Here is a 26,230-nt window from a genome sequence, read left to right on the forward strand (position 1 = left end):
GACGCCGGAGTGAGGGAAGACCGAGCCTAAGCGAGGTTCCGCATGGTGGGGCAAGCCCTTTTGGCGGGACCTTTTTGGCGTTCGGCGCGCGTCAAGGTACCTGTCGCCTTGGTACCTCTGATGTTAGGCCCTTGCCGCTCTAACATCAGGCCGCTCTGGGTTTAAGTACACCTCGTCAGAGAGCTTCCAGTTACGTGTACGAGTACTCCAGCGGCTTGGATTCTCTGCTTTGGCATTTTCATAAAGTATTTCTCTAGCCTGTAGCAATGCTGTTGATTTGCCGTCGTGACGCTCGTTAGGCGTCACGTACTTCAGGGCGCTGTGGCGATGATCCTCGTTGTACCACTCGACGAACTGTTGCACCCAAAGCCTTGCCTCGTTGAGGTTATCAAACTGCTGGTCTGGCCAGAGCGGACAGTACTTCGCAGTACGAAAAAGCGCTTCAGCATAAGCGTTATCGTTGCTAACACGAGGCCTGCTAAAGGACGGCTCAACACCTAGTGCAACCATGCTTTCGCGTAATAACGTGCCTCTCATGATGCAGCCGTTATCCGAGTGCAGAACCAGCGGATTACCTGCCGTGTGCTCACGTAAGCATCCCTTTCTGAGCAATTCACACGCGTGCTCAGAGCTCTCCACATCATGCACTTCATTAGCGACCAGCTTTCGGCTGTAAACGTCTTTGACCATGTACCAGTAGAAGAAACGACCTCTAACCGTACTCGGCAGCCAAGTGATATCCCAACACCAGACCTGGTTAGGTCCGTCAGCGCGATGCGTCGTCAGTACGCGACGTTTGGGGGCTTTGGCACGGCCACGTCGCACGTTTTGATTAGCGGCTTTCAATACGCGGTAAAACGTCGACTCCGATGCAAGGTAGATACCCTCGTCTGCGAGCTTGGGAACAATTTGATGCGGGGTAAGGCTGGCGTAGCCGTCCTTATTGGCGGCATCAAGTACCGCCTGACGCTCGACCTCACTAAGCTTGTTCGACGGAGGCGCCCTTTGAGTTAACGATCGTCCATCACAGTCAGCGTGTTTCCAGCGTTGAACGGTGCGCAGGCTTAGCCCTAACTCGTTACAGGCCCTAAACCGCCGGGAGCCTCCTATTACCGCTTCTGCTATCAGTTTCATCGCGTGCATGCGATCAGAGGCGTTGATCATTCTTCCTTGTCCTCGCCCCAAATCGCATTGGCTTTTTTTCTGAGTTCCAGCAACGCCACTGCCTCCGCAAGTCCGGCATCGGACTTGAGCAATTTACGCTCAAGTACCTTGATACGTCGTTGTTCGGCGCTTTTGACCCCATTGGGGTCCAGGTCTACCACCGTATTGGCGTTTTGGCACATCACCCTCCATTCCTGGATTTGTTCAGGGTAGATGCCTTTAATTCGACAGTATTGAGAGATCTCCACCTCGCTCAACGGTGCAGTTTCCATGACCGCGTTAAACTTATCAGCGCTGGACCATTGGTAGCTGGTCTTCCCGTTCCCGGGAACAATCGAACCTTTATCTCTAGCCATTTGTCTCCATGCTCGTAGCGACTTCGGAAGGAGATTGAGCGTGCCCGCAAGCTCTGCAACAGAACGATTGAGCGGTGGCATCATTTGCAGAACAACCCAGTCTTTGAAGTCTTCGTCATAACGCTTGGACATTGATATTCACCTTCGCCCCCTTGAATGAAAGAGTCAATCAACAGGGGCGACAGGTAGCCTGACACGGAGGGCGTTTGAAAAAGGTTCCTCGCTGTAAAAGCGAAACCATAATTTCAGCAACCACAAAGGCCGGATATACACACAAAAACACAGCGCCAACCCGTTGTTTTTAAAAGATTAAAAAGTAGTTTGATAAGAGCGAACTTGTTCGCGAAGCGGCTTATCTCTGACACGCCGAATCAAATCGCCTCGCCAACAAGTTGGCTGTCTACAGATCGTAAACGCGCCGGTTTTCCCCTCCATCCAAACAAGACTGTTGAGCCATGTCAGAACCGACTTACCTGAACAAAGAAATTCGCGACCTGTTAATGGACTGCGGTCTGTTTAACACACTGCTGCCCGCTGACTTTCAGGCGGCGGCGGGTTATTTCAGCATCAGCGCCATCAATCAGGGCGAGGCGATTTTCCACGAGGGGGATGCGGGCAGTTTCATGTGCATCATCCACTCGGGCACGGTGTCGGTGCGCAAGCTCAACAGCAATGAACAACCGGTCGAGATCGCAACGTTACGCAAAGGCCGTGCGTTCGGTGAAATGGCGGTGCTGGATGGCGAACGTCGATCCGCCAGTTGCATCGCCGCCGCCGACTGTCAGCTGTTGAACCTGGGCAAGGACTCCTTGGACAAAATGCTCAATGAGGCTCCTAAGACTGCTGCGAAAATCATCCGCGCCATCGCCGTCGCGCTGTCCCGGAGGCTGCGTATGGCGGATGGGCAATTGCTTTCGCAGCAGGAATGATCGCTACGGATTTTTCGGCGGACCGACTTTATCCGGGCTGTTGGACACTTCGTTCTGTAGTCCCGGTAATGATGGGTCTTTCGGTGGCCCCGGGATGTCTATCTTCGGCAACAGCGGTGGATTTCCTTCATTGCCACCGGTGCGGGGAATGCTCGGTGGTGCGACTTGTGGATAGGGTGTCGGTGTTGCGGTACCCGGCGAACCAGGCTCCGCTGCACCGGGGCCTGTTTGCAGATTGTCTGCACCAATAGCAGTTACCGAGAGCGTCATCAGGACAATCGCCGTTAGAATAGAACACTTCATCAATGGCCTCCGATGTCTGCCTTATTTTAGTCCGGCTCAGGCTACTCCTTGCGCGACAAAGTTGCCCTCTGAAAAATCACCCTCTCGATGAGTTCTCCATGAAACGTTTCGTTCTACTCGACACCACTCCGATTCCCGATAATGGCGGTGCCTTGTGCCTGTTCGAGTACGGCGAAGATTTTGTGATCAAGATTCAGGGCGGCGACGGCGGCCAATTGATGAACACACGCATGCACGGCTCTGAAGATGCACTGGCCGAAATCCCCTGCAAAAAAGTCACCCACCGCGTGCTTCCACGGGTATTGATCGGCGGGCTGGGCATGGGTTTTACCTTGGCCTCTGCGCTTAAACATTTGGGCAAAAACGCGGAAGTGGTGGTGGCCGAATTGGTGCCAGGCGTGGTCGAGTGGAACCGTGGGCCGCTGGGTGAAAAAGCCGGCAACCCTCTGCTCGATCCTCGGGCAAAAATCGTGATTGAAGATGTCGCGCTGGTGCTCAAGAGCGAACCCAATGGTTTCGACGCCATCATGCTGGACGTCGATAACGGCCCGGAAGGCCTGACGCAAAAAGCCAACAGTTGGCTGTATTCGTCCGGTGGTCTGAGTGCGTGCGCCCATGCCTTGCGCCCCAAAGGCATTCTCGCCGTGTGGTCGGCCAGCGCTGACACCAAGTTCTCCGACAAACTACGCAAAGCCGGTTTTAAAGCTGAAGAAGTGCAAGTCTTTGCCCATGGCAACAAAGGCACGCGGCACACCATCTGGATTGCGGAAAAACTCAAAGGCTAAGCAGGGGCATGGCTTACCGGCGAACCGGTACGCCATGGGTTTTAAGCCCTCAGTGCAAGGCGCTTTCTCGGCTCTTTGCCACATCCGCCGGTTTGACCTGCGCGTCGTTTTGCCCAAAGCGACGCAATACAAAGGTGCTGACAGCTGCCAGCTCGACGTCGTTGTAAGCCCGTGCAAAGTCCGGCATTTTCTGATCAACCGGCGACTTGACGAGGTTATGCCCGCTCAGCAGCGTCGCGACCAGGTTAGTGCCAGCAGGGTCATTGACGGTTTTCAGCCCTGACAGCGTGGCAACCGGGGTTTGGTTTCCGCTTCCGTCCAAGCGGTGGCACGCCGAGCACGCGTCGCTGAAAATCTTCCTGCCCAGCGCATAACTGCTGTCCATCGACGCCGCATTGATCGCAACTGCTGGGCGCGACACGCCTTCAGCGCGGGCGGTTGTGGTTTTGAGGTACACCGCTATCGCTTTTAAGTCAGCCGGATCGAGGTACTGCAAGCTGTGCTCGACCACATCCGCCATCGGTCCACCCGCTCCGCCGTAGCCCGGCGCATACCCTTGCGCCATATAGCTGATCAGCGCCTCATTTGGCCAAGCGCCGATGCCCCTTTTCACATCTGAGCTGATGTTATAAGCCTGCCAATTGCCCAGCAGATTGCCCGCCAGCGAGTGGCTGGCACTCACCGCCTGGAACAAATTGCGGGGTGAATGACATTCGCCGCAGTGCCCCGGCCCTTGGACCAGATAAGCACCGCGATTCCACTCTACCGATTGCTTGGCGTCCGGCGTGAACCGCTCATTGGCGTTGAACACCAGGTTCCAGAAGAACATCCCCCAGCGCTGATTGAACGGAAACGACAGTTCATTTTCCTGAGGCTTTTGCTGGACGGGCGCAAGGCTGAACAAGTACGCCTTGATCGCCAAAATGTCTTCACGGGGCATCAAGGTGTAGGACGTGTACGGAAAGGCCGGGTAGTAATGTTTCCCGTCCTTGCCGACGCCCTGCTGCAAGGCGCTGACAAACTCATCGTCGGTCCAGTTCCCAATCCCGGTGTCCTTGTCGGGCGTAATGTTCGGGGAGTACAGCGTTCCGAAGGGCAATTTAAAACCCAGTCCACCCGCGAAGGGTTTACCGCCGGGCGCCAGGTGGCAGGCCACGCAATCGGCGGCGCGGGTGAGGTATTCACCTTTGCTGATCAAGGTAGAATCGGCCGCATTGGCGGACAGCGCCAACCCAGCCGCCACGAAAGCAAACGCATACTTAACGACGTTCATGGCAGCTCCTCAGACGGTGAAATAACCGGCGCGGCTCAACGGCAAGCGTCGCACTCGAACCTGCGATGCGGCATAGAGCGCATTCATCAACGCCGGCGCAGCGGGCACGACGCCGGTTTCGCCGACACCCCCGGGGCTTTCGAGGCTGTTGATCAAGTGCACCTGAACCGGCGGCGCGTCGCTTATGCGAATCTGCCGATACTGGTTGAAGTTGTTTTGCACCACTTGGCCCTTTTCAATCAGGATCTCGTTGAACAACGCGGCCGACAGACCAAACAAGGTGCCGCCTTCAATTTGGGCCAACACTGACGTGGGGTTGTTGACAAAACCGCAATCGATGACCGACGTCAGGCGCTTGATCCGAAACCCGTGTTCGCCTTGCATCTCCAGCTCTACGACCGTCGCGATAAAACTGCCAAATACCGCGCTGACCGCCACACCGCGCCCTTGTCCAGCGGGCAGTGGTGTCTTCCAATCAGAGAGTTCCGCGACCCGTTTCAATACGGCCTGCGCACGCGGCTGGCTTTGCATCAAACTCAGGCGGAACTCAATCGGATCATCCTTGGCGTTGTGCGCCAGTTCGTCGATAAAAGACTCCACCGCGTAAGTGCTGCGCAGCGGCCCGACACCACGCCACCAGGACACCGGAATGGTTTTCGGTTCTTCTTGGATGTAGCGCACTTGCAGATGAGGAAGTTCGTACACTGGATCGATAGCGACCTCGACCGCATCCCCATCGACGCCACTGGCGGGTAATTTGCCTAAATACGCAGCGATGACCGAGGCGCCAGCAATCCGGTGCTCCCAGCCAATCGGGCGCAGATTCGCATCCAACGCGGCATTCATTCGGTCAACGTAATGTGGGCGATAACGGTCGTGCGTCATGTCCTCTTCACGGCTCCAGATCAACTTGATCGGGTAGCTCAACTGACGGGCGATGTCCACGGCCTGGAAAATGAAGTCCGATTCCAGGCGACGGCCAAACGCGCCGCCGATCAATTGGTTGTGGATAACTACTTTTTCAAGCGGCATGCCGCTGATCTTGGCAGCACCGGCCTGAGCAAAGGTTGGCGCCTGACAACCCACCCACAACTCACAGGCATCAGCGCGCACATGGGCGACGCAGGTCATCGGTTCCAGCGGTGAATGGGACAGAAAGGGTTGTTCGTAAACCGCTTCGAAGTGATGAGCCGCAGACTTTAAGGTGGTTTCGATATCGCCGGTGCGCTTGGCAACCACGCCGTCCTTAGCGCTGGCGTCGAGCAAAGCCTTGTCCAACTGGGCCGAATCGATATTTGCGTTTGCGCCCAGGTCCCAGTCGATCACCAGCGCCTTGAGCCCTTGTTGGCAGGCCCAAAAATTACTGCCCGTCACCGCGACCGCATTGCTCAGACGAACCACATCGCGCACGCCCGGTACCGCTCGCGCCGCGCTGTCATCTACGCTGCGCAGCGTGCCGCCGAATACTGGGCAGGTCAGCGTGGACGCAACCGACATGTCAGGCAGTTGCAAGTCGATGGTGAACAACGCTTTGCCATTGACCTTGTCCGGCGTGTCGATGCGCTGCGTCGCGGTGCCTAATAACTTGAAATCGCTGATGGCTTTGAGCGCTACGTTCTGTGGCAGCGGCAGCGCGGAGGCCGCGTCGACCAGATCGCCATAGTCGGCGGCTTGCCCATTGGGCCCCACGACCCGACCGTTTTCCGCATGGCACTGGCTCGGTGCAACATGCCAGCGCATCGCCGCTGCTTGAATCAGCAACACGCGGGCACTGGCCCCGGCGCGGCGCAGCGGTTCCCAGGTGTAACGGGTTGAGGACGAGCCTCCGGTGGCCTGAAACTGCAACACCGTGTCGGTGTACAACGCGGCGTCGGGCGGCGCTTCTTCAAGGTCGATCTGGTCCAGACCAACTTCCAGTTCTTCGGCCACCATCATCGAAATGCCGGTATGAATACCTTGGCCCATCTCGATTTTTGGCGAAATAACCGTGACGCGGCCATCGTGGCCAACCCGCACGAACGCGCCGTAACCTTTACCCGCGTTGTCACCCAGGCGTGCTGCATCGGTGGCTTGAGCGGCAGCACTGCGTGCCATCAACGGTGGCAGCCACGTACTGATGACCAGCCCACCCAGCGAGAGCGCGCCGCCTTTGAGCAAGCCACGGCGCGAGACCGTCGAGGCAGGTCGATTTACATTGGACATGATCGATTCCTCAGGCTTGGCTGACGCTTTTGACGGCGGCGAGAATTCGCGTGTAGGTCGCGCAGCGGCACAGATTGCCGGCCATGGCCGTCACAATTTGCTCGTCATTGGCGTGGGGATTGGCTTGCAACAATGCCACTGCGGACATGATCTGCCCGGACTGGCAATAACCGCACTGCACCACTTCGTGTTCGAGCCAGGCTTTTTGGACTTCCTGGCCCACCGCCATCTTCTCGACACCTTCGATGGTAGTCACCGCATGACCCACCGCAGCGCTGACCGGCAGCACACAGGAGCGAACGGCCCGACCGTCAAGGTGTACCGTGCAAACGCCACACTGGGCGATACCACAACCGTATTTGGTGCCTGTCATCCCTAGCACATCACGCAATACCCACAGCAAGGGCATTTGCGCAGGGACGTCCACTTCATGTGGGACCCCGTTGATCGTTAGTGTTTGCATGGCAACCTCTGGCGTCAATCACGTGAGCCAAGCCGACTCAGGCCCAAAGTTTGCCATAAACATACCGATCACATGGGCCAAAAAAAATCTTTACGGGTCTTTGTCAGTTTTTTTTACATCCAAATGACTACTTTTCGAACCCGCGGCAAAGCAGTCGGTAAACCGGGCGTCGCGCGGCTCGTAACCCGCGCCGTGGTTGTCGGTATCAAAACTCGAAGGCTGATGACGTCGCAAAGCGCTAGACTTATGCCCAATACAGATCACGCACACATGTGCACACTCGAACAGGTGACACCATGAGCACGGCAAACCCACCCTCCCACACCGCCAAACTGGACCGCATTCTGGCCGACGCCCAGCGCGACCGTGAGATGGGTTATCGCGACAAGGCGCTGAAGATGTACCCCCACGTCTGCGGCCGTTGCGCCCGGGAATTCGCCGGCAAACGCTTGAGCGAACTGACCGTCCATCACCGCGACCACAACCACGACCATAATCCCCAGGACGGCTCCAATTGGGAGCTGTTGTGCTTGTACTGCCACGACAATGAACACTCGCGCTACACCGATCAGCAGTACTTTGCGGAAGGCTCGACCAGCAGCCCGAAAATCGCCAAAGCAACGCATAACCCGTTTGCAGCGTTGGCCGGGTTGATGAAAAAAGACGAGTAGCCCATTACTCCGTGTGTCCGGGATTCCGTCGCCCAATGTGCCGTATAATCGCCGCCTTTCCTTAAAGAGCACTGGCACGTGGCGAATCAACGGTACAGCTGCATTGGTTTATACAACCCCAAGTCGCCGGAAAACGTCGGCTCGGTCATGCGTGCAGCTGGCTGCTATGGCGTGGCGTCGGTGTTTTACACTGGCACTCGTTATGAGCGCGCTCGTGACTTCATTACCGACACCAAAAAAGTTCACCAGGACATTCCGCTGATCGGCATCGATGACCTGAGAAAGATCCTTCCCCTGGGTTGTGTTCCGGTGGCAGTGGAGCTGGTTGAAGGGGCGCGTCCGTTGCCTGAATACACCCACCCTGACCGTGCGATTTATATTTTCGGCCCGGAAGACGGGTCGCTGGATAAAAGCATCCGCGACTGGTGCGAGGACGTAGTGTACGTCCCCACCCACGGCTGCATGAACCTGGCCGCCACGGTTAATGTCGTGCTGTATGACCGCATGGCCAAAGGCAACAACACCCGCTCCGGCCCGAAATTCGGAACCCGGGTCGCGACCAGTGACGGCGCTTCTGATTGAACAGTTTTGTACTGAGGCAGTCAGCTTAAGTGAACCTACTCACCTCATCATGGAGAACCCACATGAGCGATATTCCGGTCGTTGAACGCATAGATTCCACTCCGTTTCAAACCCATCCCCAGCAAAACGTCCATGGTTTAGAGCGCGCTGGCTCGTTGGCCGGCGGGATATTGATGGTCGGCAAAGGCCTGCGCCGTGGCGGCTTTTTCGGTCTGATCGAGTTGGCGATTGGCGGAGCGGTGCTGGCCCGTGGAATCACCGGTTACTGCGGCGCGAAAAACCTGATTGAAAAGAGCCGCGACGAAATGACCAAGGCCCGTGGGCGCATTGAGCGAGTGGGTGCGGAGCTGGGGCAATTGAAGGCCAAAGCAGAAATCGCCACCGAAAGCGCGACAGTGACCGGCAATGATTCGCTGGTAAGCCCGGTTACGGATATCTGATCCGCGCGCTGTATCTGACACACCGCGCAGCTCGCTTCCCGAATAAATTCGGTCCTACAGATTGCATATATCGTCTGTGGGACCGAATTTATTCGGGAAGTTTTTTATCAGACACAGTGCATCGAGCCCCTCGCCAACACGTTGGCTCCTATGTATGGACTCGCCTCCACTGTCAACCCGCTTTTAAACACCGCTACCCGGTTGCATCTATGTATAAGGCCTATTCGAGGAAGCCGTCTTCGGCTTCTGGCCAACATTGGTTCAGCTCGCGGTATGCCAATTACATTCAGGCCTCAAGGGCCAGTAGGAGCCAAGGCATCAATCCGCGACGGTCTGACCTGGGGTCAATGTTTTCTAGCAAGGGTTGAAGCGCTTTCGCGCCACGGTGGCAGAACTCTGTGGATCAGTGGCCCATCGCAGCTTGGCCATTGGCCGGTTGGCGGCGATAAGTCTGTTCATTCTGTAGCAGCGCCCAGACGATGCGCAGGTTACGGTTCGCTAACCGGACCGCCGCCTCTTTTCGACCCAGGCGCCCTAACCAGCGCAGCAGCCGCAGATCGTCGGGCTGCTGTGAATCAGGCCGCAGTTGCCTCAACACCGAATGGGCACCCTGAACCATCAAGCTGCGTATGTAGCCATCGCCTCGCTTGCTCATTTTGCCCAGGCGCACCTGCTCCCCGCTGCTGTGCTGCTCAGGCACCATGCCGAAGTAGGCGGCAAACATGCGCGCATTGGAGAAGCGTTCAGGTTCAGTCTGCTTGGCCAGCAGTGCCGTGGCGATAATCGGACCGATACCACGCACGGTCATTAGCCGTTTGGCGGTTTTGTCATCGTTCGCAGCAGTCTCCAGACGGCCAGTCAAGATGTTGATTCGCTCGCCCGTGTGGTGCCATTCACCCAGTAATTCGTCTATCAGTTCGCGCAACATATCGGGCAACGGCTGAGTAGCGTCTTCCAGCACTCGGGGTATGGTTTGGCTGATAGCAACATCGCCCTGCGCCAGCGCAACGCCGTGCTCTAACAGTAAGCCTCGCATCTGATTACTGATCGTTGTACGGCGGCGTACATAACCCTGACGAGCCCGATGCAAGGCCTGCATGGCCAGCGCTGCGGTGCTTTTGATGGGCACAGCCGCAATGCGGCTATCGCGGCCGGCACGCAATATCGCCAGCGCATCGTTGCGATCGTTCTTGGCACCGCTGCGATGATTAGCCACCAACCCCGCTGGAAGAATCCGCGCCAGATTGCCCTGATCCTGGAGCTGCCGCGCCCACGACTGAGCGCCTGGGCCAGTTTCCACCAGCACTATGACCTCTGGCGGCAGGTGACGCAGAAATGTAAAAAACGCTTCGCGCGACTTGATCCGCTCTTCGTAAAGTACATGGCCCAGGGCATCTTCCCCGGCGACCTGGAATACCCGCTTGGCAAGATCGACCGCCACTGTCGTGCAGGCCGATAGAGCGGCAGAAGACAAAGACTGATTAATCGTCGTATTCTTTTTCATGGACTCGCCCTCGCTGTCGTTGGCTTCTTAGACTGCCACCGTGGCGCATTGACGCCTCGGCTTGGGCGAGTCCATCCAATTACAGAGGGGCGATGTTATTGCAGGTTTACCGGTCCGTTGTCAGCCAGCACGAAAGATCAGGTGCTCTTCCCAGTCGTCCTCGGACACGCTGTTTTCACTGAGCATGCGCCCGGATTGCGAGATGCGTTCGTGATGCACCGCGTCACGGTCGCCGCACACCAGATGGTGCCAGAGCGGCAGGTCTTTGCCTTCGCTGACCAAACGGTAGCCACAGGTGGGTGGCAGCCATTTGAATTGGTCAGCCTGCCCCGGTGTCAGTTGAATGCAATCTGGCACCGTTGCGCGGCGGTTGCTGTAGTCGGTGCATTGGCAGGTTTTCAGGTCCAGCAATTTGCACGCGATGCGCGTGTAATAAACGCTGTTATCGTCTTCATCCTCAAGCTTTTGCAGACAGCACAGGCCACAGCCATCGCACAGCGACTCCCACTCGTCCTGATCAAGTTGCTCGAGGGTTTTACGTTTCCAGAAGGGTTCGACTTTAGCGGCCATGGGTTTGGGCAATCAGCGTTAGAGAGTGAAAAGGCCGCCAGTCTAGTGGCACGCGAGACGTGGGCCAAGCGCTTGCGACTGTCGGTAAGGACGTACTTGTTATATGGGCATTGGCAACGTAACTTTACGAACCGATTTCGACGATGCCTGCCGGCCACGGCCCATCTCCCTTATCCGGCCAATACGCCGGTCTCGCGTACTGCTCGATAGTGTTCTTTTAATACTCTGTCAGGACCTTTATGACCGTTAATTCCCGTGTCGCCGACTACCCGATTGACCCGCAATTCACTGAGCGCTGGTCGCCACGTGCATTCACCGCCGAAGCCATCGGCCAGGAAACCCTGCTGAGCTTTTTTGAAGCGGCTCGCTGGGCACCGTCCGCTTACAACTCGCAACCATGGCGCTTTCTGTATGCGCGCCGCGATACGCCGAACTGGGAACGCTTCCTCGGCCTGCTGAATGAGTTCAACCGTGGCTGGGCACAGCATGCGTCTGCGCTAGTGATCGTGATCTCGAAAACTACCTTTACTGCACCGGGCGCCACTGAAGAAGGCCCGGCGTTATGTCACAGCTTCGACACCGGTGCCGCCTGGGGCTATCTGGCGTTGCAAGCCAGCCTGAGCGGTTGGCACACCCATGCCATGGCGGGTTTCGATAAGGACCTGACCCGTCAGGAGCTGAACGTTCCCGAAGGCTATGCGCTGCACGCGGCGGTAGCGATTGGCAAACTTGGCGACAAATCGACACTCGCTGAGTACCTGCAAGGCCGAGAAACCCCGGGCCCGCGCCGACCGCTGTCAGAACTGGCAGCCGAAGGCGGTTTCAGCCTGTAACGACAATCGGGATCTGCCCTGGGCACGCCAGAACAGATCCCGATGAGCGAAGTTTTTTTCAATAACCGCGAGAAAAATCCACTTCGCCGCGCAATGCCTCTCCCGCTTCAAACGCTGTCACGTTCTCAATGAACAACCGCACCATCGCCGCCGGCGAGGTCGGTGCCGAGCTGTGCCCGGTCAACAATAAGCCCCACGCGGTCCAGAACGGATGCTGCTGCGGCAAGGGTTCCTGACGGCAAACGTCGATGACCGCACCGGCCAAGTGCCCGTCCTTCAGCGCCTCAACCAAATCAGCATCGACCACTGCCACGCCGCGCCCGACATTGATGAACAAACCGCTCGACTTGAATTTTGCGAAGAGCTTCGCGTTGTACAGATCGTGGGTTTCAGGGGTATTGGGCAGCAGGTTGATCACGTAATCGACTTCACCAACCAGACGCTCCAAATCAACCAAACCGCCTACTTCAATGAACGGCGCCTGAGTGCGTGGCGTGGAGGCGATCCCGTAAAACTCGACGCCAAACGGCAGCAGAAACTGCGCCACGCTAAGGCCGATATCGCCCGCGCCAACGATCAACGCTTTGCGCCCCGCCAGGCTATGGCTCAAACGGCTGTCCCATTTACGCTCGACCTGGCTGACCAGCCGCGCCAGCACTTCACGCTCATGACCGAGCATGTAGGTCAGGACAAACTCCGCCATCACTTGACCAAAGATGCCCACCGCACGGGTCAATCGATACTCGCGCGGCAAACCTTCAGCGAGTAACGGCGTGATGCCGGCCCATGTCGATTGCAGCCACTGCGGGGTGTGCCCCTGCCGCAGCAAGGTGGCCAACAGGTCTGGCGCACCTAGCCACACCGCGCATTGTTCGGCCATTCGTGACAGCTGGGCACCATCGCCGGTGCTCATCACTTCAATATCAGGTGCCCATTGACCCAGCAGTTGGGTGTAGACCGGGTAATCGTGTTCAGCAATCAGAACGCGCATGACTTAAAACCTATAAAAACTAAACATGCACCGTCAACAGGGTTAACCCCGTTGACGGGCGCACTCAAAAAAACTTCAGACGCGCACGATGTTCCGGCGCTCTGGCCCAGCGCCGCTTACAGTGGATCGTTACGGCGCAGCAGCTCTTCTGGCAGGTGTTCGATGTACTCATCTTCTGCCGGGGGCATTTGCAGGTGATAGCCTTGGGTATCGAGGTTCTTGAGCACTTGATCGATGTCCTCGCGGGACAGCTTGCGCTCAGGGCTGAGTACCAGGTCGAACGTATGCTTTGGCGGGCCGAAAGCGATCAGCAGATCTGCTGGCACTTTCTTGAGTGCATCGCTTTTGAGGACGTACAGGTACATCTCGTTTTTACGCGGGCTTTTATAAATAGAGCAAATACGTTTCAAGACTGTTCTCCAACAGTGGCCAGGCTGTCGAGGAGCGCCTGGCCCATCAGCTCGCGGCGCCAGCCACGCAGCGACTCTGGCAATTGATAGGGACCGTGGGGGTAGCCGCTTTTCAGCAGGGCTTCGAGGGTCTTTTTACGCAGCATAAGTTCAGGGGCCATGTTCAACTGCTCGGCGTACTGCTGACCAATCACACGCAATGTCTTCAAGACAACGGATGCTTCGATCGGCAGCGGCTCGGGCAACGCGGCTGGCCACTGTTCTGGCGGCAGGCAGGCAGAGGTCTTGATCAGTTCGATCAAAAACTCTCCGTCCTGGCGCACGGTTTTAGGGTGAATGTCTTCGATTTTCGCCAACGCGGTGAGGTTGTCCGGCTGGGTTTTGGCCAATGGCCAGAGTGAGTGCTCACGGACCACGCGATTACGCGGCAAGTTACGCGACCGCGCCTCACGCTCACGCCACGCACATAACTCACGCAGTACCGCCAATTGTGCGCGGGATAACTTCCACGCCAACTTGGCATCACGGTACAGATCATACGGGTCGATTTCGCGCCGAAGGTTCGCAACCAGTTCAGCACCGTCGTCCAGCAGCCAAGCGTGTTTGTCTGTGGACAGTTTCGGCTGGAGGATGCTGTAAACCTCGGCCAGGTGTACGGCATCCTCAGCGGCGTAGCTGATTTGGGTTTCAGACAGCGGACGCTGTAACCAATCGGAGCGGGTCTCCCCCTTGGGCAGGTCGATCCCCAGCACTTCCTGGACCAGACGTGAGTAGCCCATGGAAAAACCGAGGTTCAGGTACGCGGCGGCCAATTGTGTATCAAACAGCGGCGCTGGCAGGCTGCCCGTTAAACGCAGCAGGACTTCGAGGTCTTCACTGCAGGCGTGGACAACTTTGATGACATCGGGATTCTCCAGCAGTGCCGACAGCGGTGCCCAATCATTGATCAGCAGCGGGTCAATCAGAAAGGCGCGAGCGCCGTCTCCAATCTGCAGCAACGCGGCGATGGGATAAAAAGTGTCGACCCGCATGAATTCGGTGTCGAGGGCGACAAAGGGCAAGGTTTGCCATTCGACGCAATGTTGGGCGAGGCTGGCGTCGTCACGAATCCAGTGAATATCAATGGCCACACGGCTCTCCCTTGAAGAATGGCGCGCAGTATATATCGCATCACCGATAACCGGGCATTCACACTTCAAGTCTTGAGCAACTTCCTGCCATACACCGGGTAAATGCAGACCGGTCATCGGATTAAGCCTTAGACCTTTTGCAACACGTAAACCCGCCACATGGCGTAGCCGGGCAATACATCGTGGTGGCCAAGGATTTGAAATCCGGCGGTCGCGAACTCAGTTTCTATTTCCGTGCGATTCACCACGAAACGATTCATCCGCAACACCTCAGGTTCAACACGTGCTCGAACCCGCTCCAAGCGCTTGCGTCGCCATGATTTGATGTTGCCATCGACCCACAGCGCAATGATTACCGTGTCGCGCGTCACCCGATGGAATTCTCGCAAGATGGCTGCACGATGATCCCGATCAGGGATGTGGTGGAATAAACGCATGCAAAAGATGCAATCCACCGCGTTTGCCGACAACTCGATGGAAAGCGGTGAAGTCTGGAAGGTTTTAATACGTTTAAGCTTTTCAGCGGAAAAACCGGCCTCACCTAAAGCCAGCATTTCCGGCGAATGGTCGGCCGCCAGCACAACCCGGTTGCTGTGTTCGGTTAACACCGCCCAAAAGCGACCCGCACCACTGGGTAAATCGAGCACCAACCCAGGTTCGCCCGCGATTTTTAGCGCTCGCCGCGCCAACTGCTCGTCACGCCATTGCGCCAGGCGCCCGGAAAAGCCTTGTGGCTGGACAGGCTTGCCGCCATCAGTTTCAGAGCGTAACGCTTTAACATTCAGCATGAACACTCTGCTTATAAGGTAACCGCTTAATAAGTAAGAATTCGCCAGAGCGACCAAGTTAAAAACGTCTTCACCTATAAATTTTAATCAGCCGTGCATCAATTTTTTGTGAAAAGAATGCGGATTGGAACGCGTGATACGTTTTTTGTGTAAGAGCGGGCTTGCTCGCGATCGGCTGCGCAACTGACGTAAAACCAAGCAGCTCGGTTGTTGCAGTTGGAACCGATTGGGACCGCTTCGCGGTCCATCGCGAGCAAGCTCGCTCCCACAATTGTGTTATTCCACAGCGTGTGGGTTTATTTGATAAGCCCTCTTCTATTTAGCCGCGTACTGCATTTCGCCGCCGCCGAACGACCAGTCTTCGCGGTTACTTTCGACGAGGCTGATCCAAACGTCTTCTTTGCGAATCCCGGTCTTCTCATGAATCCCCTCGGCAATGGCTTTATAGAAAGCCTTCTTGACCTCGACGCTGCGTCCGGTACTCCACGTGATCTGGATAAATACGATTTTCGAGGTGTAGGTGACGCCCAAGTAACCGGCGGCCGGATACACCAGTTCATCCCCGGCGTGGCGGTTCACGATCTGAAATTTGTCGTGTTCTGGGACGTTGGCGGTTTGGATCATGGCGTCGTACACCACGTCACCAATGGCTTTGACGATTTCAGGCGAGGTGTCTGCGGCTAAATCAATTCTGGCTAGTGGCATGGTGGGACCTTCGGATCGTGGCAGAGAAGAAAGACTTCGTTCAGGCAGCAAATTTAGCGTCGCCGACGGCCTTCCACAAGCGCATAATTATTTCGCTAATGATGAGGATTACGCATGCTATTCGAAGATTTGAAGGCGTTCGTCGCAGTGATTGACCACCACTCACTGACCCGCGCCGCCCAAGCGTTATGCCTGACGCAATCGGCGGTGTCGCGCCGCATTCAACATTTGGAAGAGTCCCTCGACGCCAATCTGTTTGATCGCACCAGCCGTCCCCCCAAAGCCACGGCGCTGGCCCACCGCATTTATCAACACGCGGTTATTCTGCTGCGCGATGCCGAGCATTTGCTGGAGGTGCCACGGGAAGGCGCGGCCCCCAGTGGGCCGTTTCGTTTGGGGTTTACCCAAGTGGTGGCGGACGTGGTGGTGTTCGACGTGGTGATGAAGATGAAAGCAGAATTTCCGGAGCTGGAGGTGCAGTTGCACACCCATTGGAGTTCCGAACTTCAGCAGCAAATTCACGCCGGTAGCCTGGATGCCGCGACATTGATGCTGACTTCACCCAGCCGTCTGCCTGAAGGCGTGACCGGGCAATTCATCACCACCCTTGAAGTGCTGGTGGTGCAAAGTAAACGCGCGCCGTTGGTCGATAGCCGTTCTGATATGCAAGCCCTCGCCAGCCAGCCGTGGATCTTGAACCCTGACGGCTGCGGTTATCGGGCCGCACTGGAACGGGCCATTGCTGACACCGGAAAAACCATTCGCTTAAGCGTTGATACCCACGGCACCGAGATGCAACTGAGGATGGTCGCCGCCGGATTGGGCTTGGGGTTGATCCCCCGCGATGTATTGCGCCACAGCCGAGCGGTCGACGAATTGACGGTGGTTGAGGTCAAGAGCTTCTCCCTGAGCCTCGACATTTGGCTAGTGCATCCCTATCAGCTGGGTAATCTAAAACGCGCGATGGATATTCTCGGACAGACCGTGGTGGATGGATTTGTTAATCATCAAGCGCACACTTTGTAGGGGCCTTCGGAAGGCTTTCAAGAAATGACAGTAAAGCCGAATTGAATTCGTCCGCCGCAGTGATGTTATGCGCATGGGCGCCGTGTGCAACGCAGTGCCAGACCGTGTTAGCCAAGTGCTCAGAGAGCTTTTGCGAGCAAGTCCAAGGAACTAGCACATCGTCTTTGGCGACCGAGATTAATGTCGGCGCACTGATTCGGACAGCCGTCGCGTCACGTTGAATCGTCGCAAGGCTGCGATACGCGCACGCATCGTAGCGGCCCCCGGAAAATGCGCCAGAGCATGATCCACTTCCGCCTCGACACGGCTGGCATTGGCCGCACACCAGCTTGCCGGGTAAAGGAAAATGGGCTGAGCTAAGGATGCACGCCACAAAAGCCTATCGCCAATACGTTGGCTCCTACAGGCTCGCGTCAGCGATGATCATCTCAGCCGCCTTTTCGGCAATCATCAGGGTCGGCGAGCAGGTATTACCCGAGACGATGTTCGGCATGATCGACGCGTCCACGACCCGCAAACCTGGAATGCCTCGCACCCGCAGACGCTCATCCACCACCGCATCACTGCCCTGCCCCATTTTGCAGGTGCCGACCGGGTGGAAAATCGTTGTGCCGATACTGCGTGCAGCCTGTCGTAACTCGTCCTCGCTTTGCAGGCTCACACCCGGCAAATACTCCACCGGTTGAAAGCGGGCCAACGCCGGGGCCGCCGCGATGCGTCGGGTCAGGCGGATGGCGTCGGCAGCGACCCTCAGGTCCTCGTCATGGCTGAGGTAATTGGGTCGAATCGATGGCGCATCCTCCATCCGCGCAGAGCGAATTTCTACCGTGCCGCGACTCTGGGGACGAAGGTTGCATACGGAGGCAGTAAACGCTGCGAAGGTATGCAGCGGTTCACCGAAGCGTTCCAGCGATAAGGGCTGCACGTGGTATTCAAGATTGGCCGATGGCTGTTCTGGCCCGGAGCGCGCAAAAGCGCCCAATTGGCTCGGCGCCATGGCCAGCGGTCCGCTGCGATTGATCGCGTAGCGCAGGCCCATGTTCATCTTGCCCCAGAGGCTGCCGACCATTTGGTTGAGCGTCTTGCCGTTGCTGATTTTGTAGATCAAACGCAGTTGCAAGTGATCCTGCAGATTACTGCCCACGCCGGATAATTCGTGACGCACGCTGATACCGAGTTTTTCCAGCAACGGCCGTGGCCCAATGCCCGAACGCTGCAACAGCGCCGGCGAGCCAATTGCGCCACAGCACAGGATGATTTCCCGGCGCGCGCGAAACTGTTCTTCTCGTTGCTCAACGCGCGCGACCACCGCACTGGCGCGGCCGTTTTCCAATTCGATACGCGACGCCTCGACGCCGGTCAGCACCGTCAGGTTTTTACGCTGGGCAATCGGACGCAAAAACGCTTTCGACGCGTTCCAACGCACACCGCGTCGTTGGTTGACTTGAAAGTAGCTACAGCCTTCATTGTCGCCACCGTTGAAATCCTCGACGGACGCAATGCCGGTCTCGGCGGCGGCGTCACGAAACGCATCGAGAATGCCCCACGATAATCGCTGCTGCTCCACCCGCCATTCGCCGTCTGCGCTGTGCATGTCTGAATTGCCGGCGTAGTGATTTTCCGAGCGTTTGAACTGCGGTAGAACGGCGTCCCAGCCCCAGCCGGTATTGCCCTGGGCCGCCCACTCATCGTAATCACGGGCTTGGCCGCGCATGTAGATCATGCCGTTGATCGAGGAACAGCCGCCCAGCACTCGGCCGCGCGGGTAATTCAGCGAACGCCCGTTCAGGCCAGGTTCGGCTTCGGTTTTGAAGCACCAGTCAGTCCGTGGATTGCCGATGCAATAGAGGTAGCCCACGGGGATATGAATCCAGTGGTAATTGTCTTGTCCGCCCGCTTCGAGCAACAGCACGCGGTGCGCCGGGTTTTGTGACAATCGATTGGCCAGTAAACAGCCGGCAGGTCCGGCGCCGACAATCACATAATCGTAGAGCTCAGCCGTCGCTTGCATGAATTCCCCCGCTAAGTTTTTATTGTTATCTGGGGCCAAGCTATAAGGGGTTTTCGCGCAAAAAGAAAGGCCGCAGCACGTTGCCGTGCGGCGGCCTTCTTAATCGAAGCAGGTTAGATCAGCAGATGATCAGACCGAGCGACGACGATAGGTGCGGTAGTTCGGCATCCAGAAATTACGCTCGATCGCTGCCAGCAACATCTCTTCCGAGGTTTCCAGCGCCAGGCCTTCAGCCTGAGCTTCTTTGGCGACGGCCAACGCGATCTTGCGGCTAACGGCTTGAATGTCGGTCAATGGCGGCAATACCGCGTCACCTGAACCGGTGACCATCGGCGAGCACTCTGCCAAAGCGTTGGATGCGGCCATCAGCATTTTGTCGGTGATGCGCGACGCCTTGCTGGCGATCACGCCCAAACCGATGCCAGGGAAGATGTAGGAGTTGTTGCACTGCGCGATGTGAATCGTGCGGCCGTTGAACTCCACCGGTGCGAACGGGCTGCCGGTAGCAACCAATGCATTGCCGTCGGTCCAGCGCAGGATTTCTTCCGGCGTGGCTTCGACTTTCGATGTCGGGTTGGACATCGGCATGATCAATGGCTTGGCGCAATGCTTGTGCATTTCACGAACCACTTGTTCTGTGAACAGACCGCGTTGGCCTGACACACCGATCATCACGGTGGCATTGGCGTGACCGACAACATCCAACAAGGTCGGGAAGCCTTCAGCGCCCCAGCTCGTTACATCTGCGGTTTTCTGTGCCAGACGTGACTGGAAGTCCAATAGACCGTCCATTTTGTCGGTCAGTAAACCGTGGCGATCGACCATGAAGATGCGCTTACGTGCTTCGCTCTCGCTCAGCCCTTCGATCGTCATCGCCGCAATGATGTGCTCGGCGATACCACAGCCGGCAGAACCTGCGCCGACGAACACCACCACTTGCTGAGCCAGCGTTTCGCTCTTGGCTTTGCAGGCCGCGAGCAACGTGCCGACGGCCACCGAAGCAGTGCCTTGAATGTCGTCGTTGAAACAGCACAGTTCGTTGCGGTACTTCTCAAGCAAGGGCATGGCGTTGGGCTGAGCGAAGTCTTCGAACTGCAACAACACTTCCGGCCAGCGACGCTGTACGGCGTCGATGAACAGTGCCACGAAATCGTAGTATTCCTGGCCCGTTACACGCTTGTGGCGCCAGCCCATGTACATCGGGTCGTCGAGCAATTCCTGGTTATTGGTGCCGACGTCCAGCACGATCGGCAGGGTATAAGCCGGGCTGATGCCGCCACACGCGGTGTAAAGCGACAGTTTGCCGATGGGAATACCCATGCCGCCAATGCCTTGGTCGCCCAGACCGAGGATGCGTTCACTGTCGGTGACCACAATGATCTTGATCTGATCCTTGGTCGCGCTGCGCAGGATGTCGTCGATGCGGTCGCGTTCCGGGTACGAGATAAACAGCCCACGGTGGGTGCGGTAAATCTTCGAGAATTCCTGACACGCCTGGCCGACCGTCGGGGTGTAGATGATCGGCAGCATTTCATCGAGGTGCGAGTCGAGCAGGCGGAAGAACAACGTTTCGTTGTTGTCCTGAATCGAACGCAGGTAAATGTGTTTGTCGAGGTCGCTAGCGCATTGGTTGTATTGGCTAAAGACCCGCTCGACTTGCTCTTCGATGGTTTCCACGTTTTGTGGCAACAGACCGATGAGGTTGAATTCGACGCGCTCTTGCGGCGTGAAGGCGCTGCCCTTGTTCAGCAGGGGCATCTCCAGTAGCGAAGGGCCAGCATAGGAAATGTATAAAGGACGCGAGGATTTGGTCATTTTCAGTGTTCGCCTTTTTTCGTTTACTCTGAAATTTCTTGGTGAAACCGAGGCGGGCAGCTGGAACTTGGGGGTACAGCTAGACAGTTCTCTATTCAACCCGACTCAGCGAGGATCGTAAGACGATACCGCGGGGGCTATCTTACTCGTGCTGGAGGTGTTGCGGCATATCAGTGATTAGACGGGCTTTTTTGCCGGATCCGCATCTTTGCGCAGAATGTAGGCGCTGAAGGCCAAAAAGTCGCCAAGGTGCTTCGTGATGATCGCGACGGTAATGGGCAACTGAAGGGTTTGGTATTCGTGCACGGCGATATTTCGGAAGCCGACTATATTTTTAAGTCCAGACACCAACACCGTGTCCACCCATCCGCTACGAGACAACAACTCAAACACGTCGCGCGAACTTTGCAGAATACCCAGCCGTTCGCGACGCACCAAATGCTGGCCCATGCCCATCGCGGCTTCGCATGCGCGTTGAATATTCAGGATCGCGGCGTCCTGTCGAGTAAAGTCGGTCGCAAAGCTGGCGGGGTCTTTGTCGTACTCCTCCCGAGCTCGAGCGACGCAGCGCTCAATCGTTGCAGCCTTGTTGATCAGCACATTATCGGCCATAGATGCTTCCGTCCTTTTGAATATCCGCGAGCAATCCAGCCCGAGCGGTATCCAATTCAGTTTTTTCGCTCAATACAAAGCATTCGAAAAGCCCCACTTGCACGTCATCGCCCCAGACCCGCAACCCAGTGGTAATCACTTGATATTGCATAATCGTCGACGCGGCTCGCATGTCCAGCAAATCGACCGGGATCCCGGCGATATCAGCCAGCTCTCCCGACATTTCCCATAACCGCATTGGGTCGAGCTTGCCAGCCAAAAGCACCGCCACATCCAAGTCGCTCTGCGCAGTGGCATGGTCGGTAACTTGGCTGCCAAAAATGTAAACCGCCAATAATCCGGGAATGTGCGCTTGCAAGTGCGCGACGAGTCTTTCGAAATTCATGACAATGCTCCCGACTCGCGCTGAAGTGCACACATCATACAGTGTGCGAATACGGCTAAAGGCGATCAGCTGCGATAGTTTTACACAGACTGGATTACACTCCGCAACTCCACCCCTCCATAGATCACTCCCCATGTCTGAAGACTTCGAAGTCCCGAGCCCGCACGAGCACCATTTGGAACACGCGACCGAGCATGCTCAGGCGCGCGGGGATAATTTCGCCGGAAAAATCGCGGTGATGACAGCGATCATGGCGACCATAGGCGCCCTGCTCAGCTATCAGGCCGGGTCGACGGAAAGCGAAGCGGCAATGGACAAAAACAACGCCGCCATTAAGAAAACCGAAGCCTCCAATCAGTGGAATTACTACCAGGCCAAATCCAGCCGCCAAAACCTGTCGGAACTGGCGACCCACATACCCGGCGTCGATGCGGCGCACTACACGGCCGAAGCTGAACGCTATAAAGCTGAAAAAGAAGTGGTCCGCAAGAAAGCTGAACAGCTCGAAGAAGAAGTGACGGCGTGGGATGAAAAATCAGAAGTCGCGCTGCATCAGCACCACCGCTGGGCGCAGGCGATGACCGCGATTCAGATCGCCATCTCGCTGGCGGCGATCACGTTACTGACGCGTAAAGAGTGGCTGAAAAAAGTGGCGTATGGCGCGGCGGGGATTGCCGTGGTGTTGGGGACGCTGGCGTATTTGCATATTTGATGAACGCCGCTGGGGATCAAACACGGCACATCCCTGCGGGAGCCAGGCTTGCCTGCGAACGAGGCGACGCGCTGGTGACTGTGACACCGCTTTGCGTGGTCAATGCCGCCGAGAAACGCCATTTCGCTTGGGCGTATTGGGAGTTTGAGGGGAGCTTTGGTGAGTTTGATGTGGGTCCAGGGCAATGGAATGAGCAGATTCATAGAGCGTTGGTGTCGAGTGACCATGCGTACTTCAAGGACAAGTAATGAGCTAACACCGGCCCCTGTAGGAGACCCAGATCACAGTGGGACCGAATTTATTCGGAAGCAGGCGACGCGCTATATCAGAATGAAAAAGGTTGCGACCAATTGGTCCAATTACAGAGAGCCACGTCAGTGCGCGAACGCTTCGGGGTATTTGGCCAGATAGGCATCATTGAGCTGCGTATCCGGCGAGCGCATGAACGTTTTGAAATCGGGGACCAAAAACACCAGCGCAGACAACAGCAAAACCATGACGCCCAGTAACGTGATGGTTAATGCGATTCCCAGATAAGCAATCAAGGTATTCATCGCGAAACTACCCACCGGGCTGGCCGCCGCCGACAAAAATGAAACCGTGGCAAAAATCCGATTGCGATGGCGCTTGGGCGTTGCCAGCAACCTTACAGCGGAGGTCGGGATGTTGATCAGCATCAGGCCGACGCCGCCACAAAAAAAGGCGACGGGCACTATGAACGACGATGACACAGTGCCAACCACCACCAAGTTACACCCCAGCAGTGCAAAACCTGCGGACACACACAAATCACGAGGTACACACCCGGATAACCAACCGATGATTTTGTAACTGCCCGCCAGAATGCCCAGCCCGAAGCACGAATCCAGCAGACCGATGTAAGTGACCGGGTACTGAATAACGTCCTTTACGTACAAGGGGATCAGTATCGTGAAGAACGGAAACAGCGCAAAGTTGATCAGCATCGCAATGATCGCCAAGTAAAACTCGGCCTTAACGCCATAAACCACTTTGAAGCCGGAATAGATCATATTGAAGCCGCTGGCCGGGGCTTTCTCACCTTCGTCAGTGGCGCCGATGTGACTCGGGACAGTCGCAATCAACGCCCCAGCAATGAGAACCGCAACAAAATCGGCGGCAAAAGCGAACGTGATACCGCCCGCGTAAATCAACACGCTGGCCAGTACCGGCCCCAGCAGAATGGAAAAAGACGACATCACGCTTTTTGTGCGAAAAGCCAAGGAGACTTTATCGTCGTCTGCAAACAACGGAATCACCGACGCTTGGAGAGGATCGCGCACGCCGACGATTGCACTGCTGATCATCATCAGCGCGCCCACCGCCCAAGGGTTGAACGACCCCATGGCAGACAGCACCACCATCAGCAGCGCCGTCAAAAGACTGATCCATGAGGCCAGCTTGATGATCAATATTTTGTTGTACTTGTCCCCTAGCCATCCCAGTAGAGGTTTGGCCAACACCTCCGCCGTGATGGAACAGGCAATCATGTTCGCGAAGTAAAGTGCAGAGCCCGTTTCCTGCAACGCCCACCACGCCACCGCCAATTGATTGCACCGTCCGCCCAGAACCATTAGTAAAAAACTGAATTGTAGTTTTAGTAGACGGAGGTCGATATCGGGGAAGGCCCGAGTGATGCGTGAAAAGTTTGTAAGCATTGGCGGGCCTTGATTCGGGTGGGGCGAGTGCTTGAGAACTAGCTTGATTGAGGAAAGCCTACATGAGCCAACTCAAGCCTTTCGAGGCTACAAAATATCGGACTGACAAAGACATCATCAGTGAATTTCTCACAGTGTCGCTTGAAGACCCAAAGGCTTCAAAAAATAAACAACCCGCTCGGTCTCAGCGAAGCCCAATGCCTTATGCATAGCGTGGCTTCCCTGGTTATCTAGCAGTGCGTCCGAAGCCAGTTCAGTGCAGCCCATTTCTTCGCCCCATTGCTGGACGCCCACTACGAGTTGCCGCGCTATGCCTTGGCCCCGGCTGGTGGGCCGGACGTAAAGACCTTCGAGAAAAGCCACAGGCGAGGAACGGGTGCCGTTGACGTAATCCACTCGGATCGAGGCCTCGGCAAACCCTAGAGCATTGCCGTTCTCACTAACGAAGATCAGCACCAGATAGCGCTCTGGCGCGCTCAGTAGAATCTGTTTTTCATGGTCGTTGTGCGGGCCGGAATCAGGCCACAGGGCGACACGCAGGGGAAGCCAACCGTTATGGTCGAACAAAGTGCAGCGCTTGATCATTGAGGGGAATACTCGAAGGAATAAATGCGGAAGGTTATTGATCATCCTCCGTCATGTTTGAAAGATCAGCTGGCGCTGGCAGGGGTGGTGTTACGGGTTATTACAGCCGAATCAATTTGTGGAGGAGAGACGGCTACAGCGTGCGTTACTCGCGTTTTGCAACGGCGAATGGAGGTACTGGGCATGACTCATGGCGCCGGTCGTTTAGCCAACCAATAACCAGCTACGCCAAGACCGAGCTGCTGATCCTTGATACTGGTAATTGACGCCGTTTATTGCTGCGCAACGCCGCTACATGGTGGAACCGCTTGACGACTGAAATAGTGGCCAGCCGGATTCCGGTGGACAAGTGGCACGAGCTGATCGACGACCTTAGGCAACTGACTGTTACTTCTGGGCGGCCTATACGGCAGTGAACGCGGAATTGGCCCTGGCAGTGAAGCGCTTATCCTTCTGAGCTGCCTATACGGCAGTGAACAGCCGCGCTAGTCGTGACCGTGGCTATAACTACTTCTGAGCTGCCTATACGGCAGTGAACTGCGGGAGCGCTGGCACTGGCAAGGTCGTTGTCTTCTGAGCTGCCTATACGGCAGTGAACTTTTTTCTGTGTCCATGTGCGTGGTCTCGGTTCTTCTGAGCTGCCTATACGGCAGTGAACTTCGTCGTCGTTATGCATAGCTGTGGTCTCGTCTTCTGAGCTGCCTATACGGCAGTGAACGCTGCCGGTGATGCGCCACTGTCAGTCCTGACCTTCTGAGCTGCCTATACGGCAGTGAACCCAAGGGGCTGCTGACCCTCCCTTTGCGCTGCCTTCTGAGCTGCCTATACGGCAGTGAACGTCGTTTTCGTCGTCAAGATCGGTCTGGTTATCTTCTGAGCTGCCTATACGGCAGTGAACGACCACATCCCAGCGCACCCGCCGCGCAGTCTCTTCTGAGCTGCCTATACGGCAGTGAACGTCGCGTCGATCTTCTTTGCAGTTTGCGCGGTCTTCTGAGCTGCCTATACGGCAGTGAACCACAGCGGGTAGCGAAACCGCTTACCGAATTTCTTCTGAGCTGCCTATACGGCAGTGAACATGAAGGACCTAAATGCGGCGCATACGATTGCTCTTCTGAGCTGCCTATACGGCAGTGAACACAGAAACTTTCGCTGCGCTGGTGTTTGCCATTCTTCTGAGCTGCCTATACGGCAGTGAACGTAATGGTGCGGTCGATGATCATTTAGATCGTCTTCTGAGCTGCCTATACGGCAGTGAACGTAATGGTGCGGTCGATGATCATTTAGATCGTCTTCTGAGCTGCCTATA

Annotated in this window: 27 protein-coding genes, 1 pseudogene and 1 CRISPR repeat array (1 of these 29 running past the window's edge); of the genes and pseudogenes, 10 read left to right on the plus strand and 18 right to left on the minus strand. The window is 56.5% G+C overall.

The features are described from left to right. Nucleotides 1–123: 123 nt before the first annotated feature. A protein-coding gene (locus RHM65_RS24095) for an IS3 family transposase (protein WP_416194713.1) occupies nt 124–1,652 on the minus strand; the annotation gives its coding sequence in 2 pieces (ribosomal slippage) (nt 124–1,211 and nt 1,211–1,652; 1,530 coding nt in all). Nucleotides 1,653–1,975: 323 nt separating this feature from the next. On the opposite strand from RHM65_RS24095, the gene RHM65_RS24100 reads away from it, so the two are divergent. Beyond that, complete coding sequence (locus tag RHM65_RS24100) at nt 1,976–2,449, plus strand: cyclic nucleotide-binding domain-containing protein (protein ID WP_322168184.1); 474 nt, start codon at nt 1,976–1,978, stop codon at nt 2,447–2,449. A gap of 3 nt (nt 2,450–2,452) precedes the next feature. Here RHM65_RS24100 and RHM65_RS24105 read toward each other — a convergent pair whose 3' ends face one another. Beyond that, nucleotides 2,453–2,752: a hypothetical protein gene (locus tag RHM65_RS24105; protein WP_322168183.1), complete on the minus strand. Its 300-nt coding sequence runs from the start codon at nt 2,750–2,752 to the stop codon at nt 2,453–2,455. Nucleotides 2,753–2,850: 98 nt separating this feature from the next. On the opposite strand from RHM65_RS24105, the gene RHM65_RS24110 reads away from it, so the two are divergent. Beyond that, the gene (locus RHM65_RS24110; RefSeq protein WP_322168182.1) at nt 2,851–3,537 is read left to right on the plus strand and encodes a hypothetical protein; all 687 of its coding nucleotides are present in this window, start codon (nt 2,851–2,853) and stop codon (nt 3,535–3,537) included. A gap of 49 nt (nt 3,538–3,586) precedes the next feature. Here RHM65_RS24110 and RHM65_RS24115 read toward each other — a convergent pair whose 3' ends face one another. The 3 genes from RHM65_RS24115 to RHM65_RS24125 are packed head-to-tail and all read right to left on the minus strand — an operon-like array spanning nt 3,587 to nt 7,475. Beyond that, nucleotides 3,587–4,810 carry a cytochrome c gene (locus RHM65_RS24115; RefSeq protein ID WP_322168181.1) on the minus strand — a complete coding sequence of 408 codons (1,224 nt, stop codon included), beginning with the start codon at nt 4,808–4,810 and terminating at the stop codon, nt 3,587–3,589. A 9-nt stretch (nt 4,811–4,819) separates the two neighbouring features. After that, a complete protein-coding gene (locus RHM65_RS24120; RefSeq protein ID WP_322168180.1) occupies nt 4,820–7,012 on the minus strand; it encodes a xanthine dehydrogenase family protein molybdopterin-binding subunit in 2,193 nt (730 codons plus the stop codon). A 10-nt stretch (nt 7,013–7,022) separates the two neighbouring features. Then, complete coding sequence (locus RHM65_RS24125; protein WP_322168179.1) at nt 7,023–7,475, minus strand: (2Fe-2S)-binding protein; 453 nt, start codon at nt 7,473–7,475, stop codon at nt 7,023–7,025. 296 nt (nt 7,476–7,771) lie between these two features. On the opposite strand from RHM65_RS24125, the gene RHM65_RS24130 reads away from it, so the two are divergent. From RHM65_RS24130 to RHM65_RS24140, 3 genes are all read left to right on the plus strand, one after another. Continuing rightward, nucleotides 7,772–8,146, plus strand: a complete 375-nt coding sequence (locus RHM65_RS24130) for a YajD family HNH nuclease (protein ID WP_322168178.1) — start codon at nt 7,772–7,774, stop codon at nt 8,144–8,146. A 78-nt stretch (nt 8,147–8,224) separates the two neighbouring features. Continuing rightward, a complete protein-coding gene (locus tag RHM65_RS24135) occupies nt 8,225–8,728 on the plus strand; it encodes an RNA methyltransferase (protein ID WP_322168177.1) in 504 nt (167 codons plus the stop codon). Between the two features lie 62 nt (nt 8,729–8,790). Continuing rightward, complete coding sequence (locus tag RHM65_RS24140) at nt 8,791–9,168, plus strand: DUF2892 domain-containing protein (RefSeq protein WP_322168176.1); 378 nt, start codon at nt 8,791–8,793, stop codon at nt 9,166–9,168. A 403-nt stretch (nt 9,169–9,571) separates the two neighbouring features. Here RHM65_RS24140 and RHM65_RS24145 read toward each other — a convergent pair whose 3' ends face one another. Both RHM65_RS24145 and RHM65_RS24150 read right to left on the minus strand, forming a co-directional pair. After that, on the minus strand, nt 9,572–10,672 hold the full coding sequence (locus tag RHM65_RS24145; protein WP_322167083.1) for an IS110 family transposase: 1,101 nt from the start codon (nt 10,670–10,672) through the stop codon (nt 9,572–9,574). 120 nt (nt 10,673–10,792) lie between these two features. After that, nucleotides 10,793–11,242, minus strand: a complete 450-nt coding sequence (locus RHM65_RS24150; protein WP_322168175.1) for a YcgN family cysteine cluster protein — start codon at nt 11,240–11,242, stop codon at nt 10,793–10,795. A 239-nt stretch (nt 11,243–11,481) separates the two neighbouring features. Here RHM65_RS24150 and RHM65_RS24155 point away from each other — a divergent pair, with 239 nt between their 5' ends. Beyond that, entirely contained in the window at nt 11,482–12,075 is a 594-nt protein-coding gene (locus RHM65_RS24155; protein ID WP_322168174.1) for a nitroreductase family protein, read from the plus strand. 58 nt (nt 12,076–12,133) lie between these two features. Here RHM65_RS24155 and RHM65_RS24160 read toward each other — a convergent pair whose 3' ends face one another. The 5 genes from RHM65_RS24160 to RHM65_RS24180 form a co-directional block, all read right to left on the minus strand. Then, a complete protein-coding gene (locus tag RHM65_RS24160) occupies nt 12,134–13,066 on the minus strand; it encodes a D-2-hydroxyacid dehydrogenase (RefSeq protein ID WP_322168173.1) in 933 nt (310 codons plus the stop codon). A 116-nt stretch (nt 13,067–13,182) separates the two neighbouring features. Further along, a complete protein-coding gene (locus tag RHM65_RS24165) occupies nt 13,183–13,476 on the minus strand; it encodes a YcgL domain-containing protein (RefSeq protein WP_322168172.1) in 294 nt (97 codons plus the stop codon). Then, nucleotides 13,473–14,606 (minus strand): ribonuclease D, encoded by a 1,134-nt coding sequence (gene rnd / locus RHM65_RS24170; protein WP_322168171.1) that lies wholly within the window; start codon nt 14,604–14,606, stop codon nt 13,473–13,475. The genes RHM65_RS24165 and rnd overlap by 4 nt, the downstream gene beginning before the upstream one ends. 128 nt (nt 14,607–14,734) lie before the next feature. Beyond that, nucleotides 14,735–15,394 carry a class I SAM-dependent methyltransferase gene (locus tag RHM65_RS24175; RefSeq protein ID WP_322168170.1) on the minus strand — a complete coding sequence of 220 codons (660 nt, stop codon included), beginning with the start codon at nt 15,392–15,394 and terminating at the stop codon, nt 14,735–14,737. Nucleotides 15,395–15,709: 315 nt separating this feature from the next. After that, a complete protein-coding gene (locus RHM65_RS24180) occupies nt 15,710–16,099 on the minus strand; it encodes a tautomerase family protein (RefSeq protein ID WP_322168169.1) in 390 nt (129 codons plus the stop codon). Nucleotides 16,100–16,213: 114 nt separating this feature from the next. On the opposite strand from RHM65_RS24180, the gene RHM65_RS24185 reads away from it, so the two are divergent. After that, nucleotides 16,214–17,125 (plus strand): LysR family transcriptional regulator, encoded by a 912-nt coding sequence (locus RHM65_RS24185; RefSeq protein ID WP_322168168.1) that lies wholly within the window; start codon nt 16,214–16,216, stop codon nt 17,123–17,125. A 400-nt stretch (nt 17,126–17,525) separates the two neighbouring features. On the opposite strand, the gene RHM65_RS24190 is transcribed toward RHM65_RS24185, so the two are convergent. From RHM65_RS24190 to mntA, 4 genes are all read right to left on the minus strand, one after another. Beyond that, complete coding sequence (locus RHM65_RS24190; protein WP_322168167.1) at nt 17,526–19,136, minus strand: GMC family oxidoreductase; 1,611 nt, start codon at nt 19,134–19,136, stop codon at nt 17,526–17,528. Nucleotides 19,137–19,265: 129 nt separating this feature from the next. Further along, a complete protein-coding gene (locus RHM65_RS24195; RefSeq protein WP_322168166.1) occupies nt 19,266–20,951 on the minus strand; it encodes an NAD-dependent malic enzyme in 1,686 nt (561 codons plus the stop codon). Nucleotides 20,952–21,128: 177 nt separating this feature from the next. Further along, complete coding sequence (gene hepT, locus RHM65_RS24200; RefSeq protein ID WP_322168165.1) at nt 21,129–21,563, minus strand: type VII toxin-antitoxin system HepT family RNase toxin; 435 nt, start codon at nt 21,561–21,563, stop codon at nt 21,129–21,131. Beyond that, entirely contained in the window at nt 21,553–21,948 is a 396-nt protein-coding gene (gene mntA / locus RHM65_RS24205) for a type VII toxin-antitoxin system MntA family adenylyltransferase antitoxin (protein WP_322168164.1), read from the minus strand. The genes hepT and mntA overlap by 11 nt, the downstream gene beginning before the upstream one ends. Nucleotides 21,949–22,081: 133 nt before the next feature. Here mntA and RHM65_RS24210 point away from each other — a divergent pair, with 133 nt between their 5' ends. Both RHM65_RS24210 and RHM65_RS24215 read left to right on the plus strand, forming a co-directional pair. Continuing rightward, on the plus strand, nt 22,082–22,660 hold the full coding sequence (locus tag RHM65_RS24210; RefSeq protein ID WP_322168163.1) for a DUF4337 domain-containing protein: 579 nt from the start codon (nt 22,082–22,084) through the stop codon (nt 22,658–22,660). Between the two features lie 74 nt (nt 22,661–22,734). Continuing rightward, a complete protein-coding gene (locus RHM65_RS24215; RefSeq protein ID WP_322168162.1) occupies nt 22,735–22,908 on the plus strand; it encodes a hypothetical protein in 174 nt (57 codons plus the stop codon). Between the two features lie 126 nt (nt 22,909–23,034). Here RHM65_RS24215 and RHM65_RS24220 read toward each other — a convergent pair whose 3' ends face one another. Next, complete coding sequence (locus tag RHM65_RS24220) at nt 23,035–24,336, minus strand: MFS transporter (RefSeq protein ID WP_322168161.1); 1,302 nt, start codon at nt 24,334–24,336, stop codon at nt 23,035–23,037. A 129-nt stretch (nt 24,337–24,465) separates the two neighbouring features. After that, nucleotides 24,466–24,921: an aminoglycoside 6'-N-acetyltransferase gene (aac(6'), locus tag RHM65_RS24225; RefSeq protein ID WP_322170807.1), complete on the minus strand. Its 456-nt coding sequence runs from the start codon at nt 24,919–24,921 to the stop codon at nt 24,466–24,468. Between the two features lie 125 nt (nt 24,922–25,046). Here aac(6') and RHM65_RS24230 point away from each other — a divergent pair. Continuing rightward, nucleotides 25,047–25,292 (plus strand): annotated as a pseudogene (locus RHM65_RS24230) (ATP-binding protein); the annotation flags it as partial. Nucleotides 25,293–25,311: 19 nt separating this feature from the next. Beyond that, a CRISPR array of direct repeats spans nt 25,312–26,230; the repeat unit is 28 nt; unit sequence CTTCTGAGCTGCCTATACGGCAGTGAAC (it continues 2,533 nt past the right edge of the window).

The organism is Pseudomonas sp. CCI4.2 (genome assembly GCF_034350045.1).
Taxonomy (GTDB): Bacteria; Pseudomonadota; Gammaproteobacteria; order Pseudomonadales; family Pseudomonadaceae; genus Aquipseudomonas.